Genomic DNA, 5,382 nt, shown 5'->3' with positions numbered 1-5,382 from the left:
TGCGAATAGTGTTATATTTGCCATGAAAAGGGTGGTTGGTGACAGCTCTTGGAGCTGTTCTTTTTTGTTCAATACAAACCTACCCTTTTCTTTTTATTCGTCAAAAACGTTTAGGACACTATTGAGAAAAAACAGACTTTTTATTTCAAAGCTATTGCCAATATCAAAATATTATCTACTTTTGTGGCGGGTAAGTCCTATACGACCAGCTCCCTTTGACTCCCCCAGGGCTTGATCGCAGCAAGGGTAAAAGGTCGTAGCGGTGCGATGTAGTAAGCTTACCCACTGCCTCTTTAGCTCAGTTGGCCAGAGCACGTGATTTGTAATCTCGGGGTCGTTGGTTCGAATCCGACAAGAGGCTCGAAAGACTATCGCAATTGTCCTTCGTTGTGATAGCTTAAACATAAAGAAGGAACCTGCCTCTTTAGCTCAGTTGGCCAGAGCACGTGATTTGTAATCTCGGGGTCGTTGGTTCGAATCCGACAAGAGGCTCGAAAAACAAGGGATATATCTTACAAGGTATGTCCCTTTTTCTTTTTATTCCAAAACAACTTCAGGAACGCAAATCTTCCTAATGAAAATTCTCATTAAGAGGGAGGTTATCAATTACAAAATTACTTCAAAACACTCCCTAAGGATGATGTACCTTTCACAAAAAGATATATCTTTGACACAAGCAGTATAGGAATACTGAATAGTAACTTTAAATAAGAAAGTAAAAACAAAAAATTATAACGATATGAACAAGGAACTCAATATTGCTATCGTAGGTGCCAGTGGTGCTGTAGGACAGGAACTTCTCAAAGTGCTTGCTCAAAGAAACTTCCCTGTAAAGAGTCTCAAGCTTTTTGGTTCAGAGAGATCTGCCGGACATACTTATAATTTCAAAGGAAAAGAGATTGAGGTACAGCTTTTGACCAAAACTCCGGAAGATTTCAAGGGTATCGACATTGCATTTTGCTCTGCCGGTGGCGGAGTATCTAAAGACTATGCAGAGACCATCACTAAATACGGGTGTCTGATGATAGACAATTCCAATGCTTTCCGTATGGAAAAAGATGTGCCACTTGTGGTACCGGAAGTCAATGCCGAAGATGCTCTTAATAGACCACGAAATATTATATCCAACCCCAACTGCACTACAATCCAAATGGTAGTCGCATTGAAAGCAATCGAAAACCTTTGCCACATCAAAAGAGTGCATGTGGCTACTTATCAGGCTGCCAGTGGAGCCGGAGCTACCGGTATGGCAGAACTCAAAGAGCAAGCTATCGCCATTGCAAATAACAAAGAGCCGGTTGTTAAGAAGTTTTCTTCTCAACTGATGTTTAACCTGATTCCTCAAATTGATGTATTCACAGAAAATGATTATACCAAAGAGGAGATGAAGATGTACAATGAGACACAGAAAATCATGCACAGTGATATACAAGTAAGCGCCACATGTATTCGTGTTCCTGTCATGAGAGCACATAGCGAAGCGATTTGGGTTGAGTGTGATGAGGAAATAACTGTGGATCAAGCAGCCAAAGCATTTGTGGAAGCTGAGGGGATACAATTGATGGACGATCCATCCAATGGAGTCTATCCGATGCCTCTATTTATTGCCGAAAAGGATGATGTTTATGTAGGACGTATCAGAAGGGATCTTGCCAATCCCAAAGGGTTAGCTTTTTGGTGTGTGGGAGATCAAATCCGTAAAGGAGCTGCACTCAATGCCGTTCAGATAGCAGAATGGCTTATTAAAAACGACAAATAACTTAAAAGCAGGATTTGTTATACCATTTTGGTATATTTATTGCAATAACACTATACAAATGCACATTAATATAAACGAATGGTATATATTAGCATCTAAATAGAAATAAGCAAATGACCTGCTTACAAAGGTCAACCATATAATTTAGCAATAGGAGGACAACATTATGAAAAGGAACATTTTTATTTGGACAGCAATGCTGGCGCTGAGCGTTGGAATGAGCTTTGCCCAGAATAATGATCCGTGGGGTGACGACGCATATGGTTTGCGAAGTCGCAAAAACAAGTCTCACCTAAGCACTGCAAAACAGCAAAAACAACAGTCGCAAGAAGACAACGACTGGTACTTTAGAGATGATCCATATACTGATGTACAACAAAGCTATCCACCCGTATCGGATGCTGAGCTTGACGCCTACAACAGAAGAGTCCAACCCGACTCTCTAAAATCAAGTTGCAACACACCAAAGAGTCTGAGAAAAAGAGGTGGTGTAAGGACTGTAGATGGATACTATACTCAAAGGCTTTCTCGCTTCTATGATCATGATATTGCAGTAAGAAATGTAGATGAAGTAAACATCTACCTCTCCAGATTTAGCCCATACGGATATGAAGAGGGATACTACAACGATGGATCGACTTTTGCAAACATCTATGTAAATAACAGAGGCGGATATTACTATGATGATCCAATGATGTATGACCCATACTATGTCAACTCATATTATCCATGGTATACAGTACCTCCCTATGGTGGATACTGGGGGTATATGGGATATTATCCTTACCCTACAGGATGGGGTATATACTTCAATTGGCCCGGAGGATGGGGCGGATGGTCTATAGGTTGGAATGGCCCTTATTGGGGTTATGGATGGGGTAGCTACTATGGTTGGGGTAGCTATTATGGATGGCCCGGCTATTGGGCTTCGGCAGGCTATGGTTGGGGCTATTATGACGGCTTCTACAACGGCTACAACAGCTATAGATACGACAATTACAGACATGGCAGCTATTCCAATGGCTATTATGGTAGGAGCAACTATGGCAATTCGACTCGAAGTACCCAAATCAATAGAGGTAGCAACACCTATTCGAGATCTCGCTACGAAGATAGTGCTCAAGCAGGTACCAACAGAGGATCTTATAATAGGAGCAGCTATGACAACTCCAGATCCGGCGTGACCATTTCAAGACCTTCACAAACCATTATAGAAAGGTATGACAGGTCCAATACCGGTAGATTTGGTTCACCTTCAAGAAGCACCTATAACAGCAACAACAGTAGCAGCCCAAGCAGAGGTTCGTATAACAATAACAACAGCTACAATAGAAACAACAATAATAGGAGCTACAACAGCAATAATTATAACAGGAGCTACAACAACAATAGCAACCAACAACAATCACAACCTTCAAGAAGTACTTACAACAGCAATAGAAACAACAACTATTCCACCCCTTCAAGAAGTACTTACAACAACAATGGTGGAGGAAGCTATTCCAGTCCATCCAGAAGCAATGGAGGCGGAGGTGGTGGTTCCACATATCGTAGAAGATAAGATTAGAAATTGATATGAAAACTAATGAGATAAAATATGGGATTCTTGCAATCTTGATGGCCGGTACAACAGCTCTCTTCGGACAGTCAGAAACTGATGCTACCAGATATGCAAGGACTGAATTGGGAGGATCTGCCAGATTTCAGTCAATGGCCGGTGCCATGGGTGCCGTGGGTGTAGACTACTCCTCTACCCTTCTAAATCCGGCCGGGCTGGCACTGAGTCAAAGGCCACTCAACATCTCTGTATCATTGGCCTATGACAATATAAAGACCAATGCAGATTGGCTCTCTTCATCTTCCAAACAGAATAAAAACAGATTTGGTATTAGGGAATTTTCCATAAGCGGAATGACACCAATCTCCAATGATGCTTCTATAACCTACGGCTTCGGATACTCCAGACTATCCAACTATCATTCCAAGTTCCTTGTAAATGCCGAAAACCCGGGTGGAAGCCTTGCAGACTACGTTGCTGCCACTCTCAATAATATGCAGAAATTTGGTCCGGGTCTAATAGGTCACAACAGTCTCACTTCTGACAATTATGACAATGCGTCTATTCCTTGGATGGCGATTATGGGTTATGAAGGTGGTTGGATCAATTCAGATGACCCATCGGGTGGAGAATATTACTCAAGATTTGTTTATGGCAAAAAAGGTCATCCAGTGCCCCCTCAAAGAGCTATCATGGAGATGGAGCAGAGTGGCACCAACAATCGCTACGATGCCAATATGGCTTTCAATATAGAGGATAAATTCTTTATTGGGTTGGGCATATTCACTTCAAGCATTGATTACACCTCGATTGGACATTATACCGAATACTATCTCAAAGACGAAAGTGACAATCGAGAAGACTATCTTGGTCTCGACAACTATGTTCATGAGACCGGATTTGGTGGAGGTTTTAGTCTGGGAATGATATATGCGCCAATCCCGGAACTGAGATTTGGTGTCGCTTACTATACCCCAACTTGGTATTCAATGAAGCGCAACTTTGATGCGATTGCCTCATCAAGATATGGCGGATTGGACGCTTTGGAGGTAGAAGATAAGGATGGGAATAAGAGCATACAAAAAGATCTTAACAACACCACTCCTTCGGGCTACAATTCATACGACCTGAAAACTCCAGGCAAGGTAACAGCCAGTGTGGCAGCAATCTTAGAAAACAGAGCTATTCTTAGCTTCGACTACGAATACAGTGACCTGGGAAATTCCAAGCTCAGCAATGACGAAGAAAACTACTCCGGCCCAAATGTGTATAAAGTGGACAATCAAGCCATCAAAGAAGATTATGGCGGACAACACACATATAGGATAGGTGCAGAGTTTAGAGCTACTCAAAGACTAAGTCTAAGAGCCGGTTATATGACCAAGACAGCTCCTATCAAAAACAAAAACTTGACCGATTTTTCGGGTTCACAAAAACAAGAAGTATTGACATCAGGGACCACTCCGGCATATATCCTTCAAGGTAAAAGTTATGCTCTAACAGGTGGCCTTGGATATCGTATCACTCCAAACTGGACTGCTGACATCGCTGTCGTTTGGCAACATTACAACAGCCATTTGGTGACATTTCCCTATATCAATGATTACGGCAACAGCTTAAGTCCGGATGCCGGAAATCCTGCCCCGGATGCAAGATTAAGCCAAAAGCCAATCAATCTTGACAAAGATCAAATAAAAGTCTTGGCAACCCTAACCTATAGGTTTTAAGGATAAAAGATCGACTAATGACAATAAATTAGGAGGTAAACATACCAATCAAGAGGGTGTTTACCTCCTTTCGTTTATTGTACAATCCCATTTCCCTAAATCCAAATGTATCAATAGAAAGAGAGTGTTTGACATAGATTTGCCATTTGATAGCAATTCCTAATTATTGCTATCCGGTAAAAGTTTTGGCAGCCCGGCAAACTTGGATTTCATATCATTGCTGTCCGATAAAAGTTGGAAATGACATATTAAGGATGCTCAATCGCAGAATACATGCGGTTGAGCATTTCAATTTTGAAAGATAAGCCCCCCTAATCAAAAAGTGAGGGTATTGGAGG

3 protein-coding genes and 2 tRNA genes are annotated in these 5,382 nt (G+C 41.7%); all 5 read left to right on the top strand.

Features of this window, described 5'->3' with window-relative positions:
- The first annotated feature begins 287 nt into the window (after positions 1 to 287).
- The 5 genes from ACFO3G_RS04040 to ACFO3G_RS04020 all read left to right on the top strand — a co-directional run bounded on the left by ACFO3G_RS04040 (position 288) and on the right by ACFO3G_RS04020 (position 5,044).
- Positions 288 to 361, top strand: a tRNA-Thr gene (locus ACFO3G_RS04040).
- A 57-nt stretch (positions 362 to 418) separates the two neighbouring features.
- Positions 419 to 492 (top strand) — tRNA-Thr (locus tag ACFO3G_RS04035).
- A 247-nt stretch (positions 493 to 739) separates the two neighbouring features.
- Positions 740 to 1,759 carry an aspartate-semialdehyde dehydrogenase gene (locus tag ACFO3G_RS04030; protein ID WP_380078221.1) on the top strand — a complete coding sequence of 340 codons (1,020 nt, stop codon included), beginning with the start codon at positions 740 to 742 and terminating at the stop codon, positions 1,757 to 1,759.
- 166 nt (positions 1,760 to 1,925) lie between these two features.
- A complete protein-coding gene (locus ACFO3G_RS04025; protein ID WP_380078219.1) occupies positions 1,926 to 3,320 on the top strand; it encodes a hypothetical protein in 1,395 nt (464 codons plus the stop codon).
- A 14-nt stretch (positions 3,321 to 3,334) separates the two neighbouring features.
- A complete protein-coding gene (locus ACFO3G_RS04020) occupies positions 3,335 to 5,044 on the top strand; it encodes an OmpP1/FadL family transporter (protein ID WP_380078217.1) in 1,710 nt (569 codons plus the stop codon).
- Positions 5,045 to 5,382 lie beyond the last annotated feature (338 nt).

This window comes from Falsiporphyromonas endometrii (assembly GCF_042654485.1).
Lineage (GTDB): Bacteria > Bacteroidota > Bacteroidia > Bacteroidales > Porphyromonadaceae > Porphyromonas > Porphyromonas endometrii.
This window is presented reverse-complemented; position numbering and strand designations above follow the sequence as displayed.